Origin of the sequence: Roseibium sp. (assembly GCF_025698965.1) — a bacterium.
Classification (GTDB): Bacteria; Pseudomonadota; Alphaproteobacteria; order Rhizobiales; family Stappiaceae; genus Roseibium.
The window spans coordinates 1-4,103 of record NZ_JAILWL010000544.1 but is presented as its reverse complement, the minus strand read 5'-3'; the positions used below and the strand labels follow the sequence as shown (position 1 = coordinate 4,103).

The 4,103-nt window shown below is 56.6% G+C and carries 3 protein-coding genes; 1 reads left to right on the top strand and 2 read right to left on the bottom strand.

Annotated elements, in window-relative coordinates; all coding sequences use genetic code 11:
• The coding region (locus tag K5905_RS29040; RefSeq protein WP_297590976.1) for a methyl-accepting chemotaxis protein at nucleotides 1-476 on the top strand (476 nt) is incomplete at its 5' end.
• A gap of 42 nt (nucleotides 477-518) precedes the next feature.
• Here the strand turns inward: K5905_RS29040 and K5905_RS29035 are convergent.
• The gene (locus K5905_RS29035; protein ID WP_297590974.1) at nucleotides 519-1,898 is read right to left on the bottom strand and encodes an MFS transporter; all 1,380 of its coding nucleotides are present in this window, start codon (nucleotides 1,896-1,898) and stop codon (nucleotides 519-521) included.
• A gap of 87 nt (nucleotides 1,899-1,985) precedes the next feature.
• The coding region (locus K5905_RS29030) for an NAD-glutamate dehydrogenase domain-containing protein (protein WP_297590971.1) at nucleotides 1,986-4,103 on the bottom strand (2,118 nt) is incomplete at its 5' end.

The window sequence follows — 4,103 nt, the reverse complement described above, 5'->3', positions numbered from 1 at the left end:
AACAGACCAACCTTCTAGCCCTGAATGCGACGATTGAAGCCGCGCGTGCGGGGGAAGCGGGCAAGGGTTTTGCAGTCGTTGCCGCCGAGGTCAAGGAGCTGGCAAACCAGACAGCCAAGGCGACGGAAGAAATCTCCTTGCAGATTCAGTCGGTTCAGACCGAAACAGCAGGCTCGGTCGAAGCAATCAAGGGAATATCCGAGACGATCGAGAAAATGAACGAGATTTCTTCGAGCATTCAGGCCTCAGTGGAGCAGCAGGGTCTTGCGACCGATGAAATTGCCCGCAACATTCAGGAAGCCTCAAACGGAACCCAGGAAGTTGCCCAGAACATCGTGAAGGTGGCAGCTTCTGCGGACGAAACCGGCAGCGCCGCGCGCCAGGTGAGTGCATCCGCGCATGTCCTGCAGAGCGAAGCCGATCGCTTGAAACAGGAAGTCGACGGCTTCCTGGACAATGTCCGCCAGATCGCCTGATCGAACCACATATCGGAAAAAAAAATAGAGAACGCGCCGGATTTATTCGGCGCGTTTTTCTTTGACCAAGATCAGCAAGGCCAGTCCGACGGCAAAGAACAACAAAATGACCGACATGCCCGCAGGCTGACTGTTGGTTACCGCCGTGACGACCCCGACCGCAAGCGGGGCCATGAAGCTCGTCACCTTGCCAGAGAGGGCCAGCAATCCGAAATACTGCGTCATGTGTTCATGCGGTACGAGACGGATCAACAGGCTTCGACAGGATGCTTGCAGCGGACCGGAGACAGCGCCAATAACCGCGCCTAGACCAATAAAGACCTGTTCGGGAAGTGACGCAAACAACGCACCGGCGGGAGCCGCCTCGGTCTTGATCACGAAAAAGACCGTGGTCTTGTCGACCGAAATCATGCCGAGACCACAGATCATCAACACGATCAGGCAGAAGATCAGGACCGGCTTTGCACCAAACCGGTCGTCCATGGGCCCTCCCAAGGCAAGTCCGAGCGTACCGGTGATCGTCAGGATGATGCCGAAGGTGCCGATCTCGATCGAACTCCAGCCGAGCTGCCCTGCCGAATAAATACCGCCAAAGGCGAACAGGGCGACAAGACCATCCTTGAAAATCATGTTCGCGATCAAGAACAGAAATGTGTTCCCGTTCTTCCAGGCTTGCGAGAGGTTCTCAGCAAGGTCTTTCAAGCCTTCTCGGATGGCGGGTCCGATTTTGTCTTTTTGCGGTGCATCCGGCACAAACAGGAACATCGGGAGTACAAAAACCAGGTACCAGATGACCGAGAAAGGACCGACAGCGCGGTCCCCCTCCCCCGTTTTGGGGTCGAGGCCGAGAACCGGTTCGAAACCAAGAAGTGTTTTGCCCGTCTCCGGACTTGCGGAGAAAAAGCCCAGGGCGATCACCAGTGTCACCAGACCGCTGACATATCCCATCGCCCAACCGAAACTCGACAATCGGCCGATCCGGGCCGCTGGAACGAGATTTGGCATCATGGCGTTGTTGAAGACCGTGGCAATCTCGATGGACAGCGTGCCGATGGCAAACGCGACCATGGCAACAGCGATGCTGTGGGACGCTCCCGGCGCGGTAAACCAAAAGGCCCAGCAACAGATCAGAAAGGGAATGGAGAAGACAAAAATCCAGCGCTTGCGGCGACCGGTTGCATCGGCGATCGAGCCCAGAACAGGAGCCATCAAGGCGATGCCGAGGCCGGCGCTGGCAGTCGCAAAGCCCCAGAGCGATTGTCCTTCTTCGGGAGTGGGCGCCAACGTGGAGGCGAAATAGGGGGCGAAAATAAATGTTGTGATCAGCGTGAAGAACGGTTGGGCAGCCCAGTCAAAAAGGGCCCAGGAAAGTACGGCTCGACGGTCTGTTTTTGCAATGGATGTGTCTGAAACGGTGGTCATTATCGAACTCTGGTCTGTCCGGGCCCGGAAACGAAAAAAGCCGGCAGCGAACTGCCGGCTCAAAATTGTCATAGCATGGTTTCTATGTCAGTCCGTCTCGCAAATTTCCGCAAGCAGACCTGCGGCGACCGAAAACTTCGAAACGCTGATACCACCGTCAAGGATCTCGGTGACCGCCCTGTGCCGGCGAGCGACTTCTGCCTCATGAGTTTCGAGCCATGCTGCAAAACTGCCTTCTCTGACCGCCGCGATTGCCAACGCCCGATGAGCTGCAACCAGCGTTGCTCTGGCCCGGTCGAGCGCAAGGCCGTCATAGTAGTCCTGCACTTGCAGTTCGTCGGCGAGCTGGTGCATGGCGCCGATCTGGAAGTGGTGAGCAACCTGATAGAAAGCGGTTGCGGCCGTATCCAGGTCGGACTCGGTAAGTTCCGATACAATGACGATATCCGGAATGGCCCGTTCCGCCAGCAGCCATGCAATCCTTTTCGCCAAAGGCTCCGGCACGCCTTTTGAGACAAAGTCCGCCATCTTCTCGTTCATGAAGGCCTTCGGTTCTTCAGGCAGAACCGTGTCGAGACGGCCGCGAAGATCGCAGATGCCTGTATGGAACCGTTCCACCACCGCCGACAAGCCCTTGTCGAACGAGACATTGCGCTTGAACCAGATCACCCGCTCCAGAAGCAGTGTCTGAACTTCGGCATAAAGTTCCAGCTGCAAATCGCCGTCAATCTTGTTGTCGAGCGCATCGATCTCGCTGTTGAGATCGGTGAGATCGTAGCTGTTGCGGACAGCGACGAAACTCTGTGCGATCTCCGTCGGTGTTGCCCCGGTCTGATCCATCAGCCGGGTCAGGAAGGTTGCCCCGCCCCGGTTGATCATTGAATTCGCCAGCATGGTCGCAATGATTTCGCGACGCAGGCGATGGCCGTTGATTTCGTCCAGATAAGTTGCCGTCATCTGCGCGGGGAAATAGCGGACAAGTTCCCGTGCAAGATAGTCGTCATCGGGAACCGAGCTTTCCAGAAGGGAATCGTAAAGCGTGATTTTGGAATAGGCCAGAAGCACGCCGAGTTCGGCTCGGGTCAGTAACTGACCGGTCTTGCGCATTTCGTTCAAGGTCGCATCGTCGGGCAATTCCTCAACCACCCTGTCCAGCAACCCGGCATGTTCCAGACTGCGCATCATGCGAACCTGGAACCCAAAATCCTCCATACCGCGCAGGTGCATCATGGAGATGGCCAGTGTCTGAAGGTAGTTGTTTCTCAGAACAAGGTCGGCGACTTCATCCGTCATGGCGGCGAGCAGCTCATTGCGTTGTTCAAGCGTCAGTTTGCCGGCATTCACCGCAGCTCCGAGGGCAATCTTGATATTGACTTCCATATCCGAGGAGTTCACCCCGGCGGAATTGTCGATCGCATCGGAATTACACCGGCCACCGTTCTTGTTGAATTCGATGCGGGCAAGCTGCGTCAAACCCAGATTAGCGCCTTCACCGATCACCTTGGCACCGATTTCCGGTGCGGTAATCCGGATCGGATCATTGGCACGATCGCCGGCATCGGCATCCGTTTCCGTGGTCGCGCGGATATAGGTACCGATCCCGCCGAACCAGAGCAGATCAATTTCCATTTTCAGGATAGCCATCATGACTTCCTGTGGTGTTGCATGGGATTTTGAGATCCCCAGGCAGTCCTGTATCTCTTCAGACAGCGGTATGGACTTGAGCTGGCGTGAGAAGACACCACCACCTTTGGAGATCAGGTCGGTGTTGTAGTCTTTCCAGGACGAACGCCCGAGATCGAAGAGCCTCTTGCGTTCCACCCATGCGTTTTCGGTTTCCGGATTCGGATCGATGAAAATGTCGCGGTGATCGAAAGCTGCAACGAGTTTTGTCGCCTTTGAAAGCAACATGCCGTTGCCGAAAACATCGCCCGACATGTCGCCGACACCAGCGGCCGTGAAAGGTTCGGTCTGAATGTCCCGGTTCATCTCGCGGAAGTGGCGCTTGACGGCTTCCCAAGCGCCGCGGGCGGTAATGCCCATCTTCTTGTGGTCATACCCCGCGGACCCACCGGAAGCGAATGCGTCACCGAGCCAGAAGCCCCTGCCTTCGGAGAGACCGTTGGCGGTATCGGAAAAGGTTGCCGTTCCCTTGTCGGCAGCGACAACGAGATAAGGGTCGTCGACGTCGTAGCGCTGAACCCT

Excerpts from the sequence above, each read along its gene's own strand:
- K5905_RS29035 (WP_297590974.1), bottom strand. The coding sequence starts at position 1,898 with ATGACCACCGTTTCAGACACATCCATTGCAAAAACAGACCGTCGAGCC.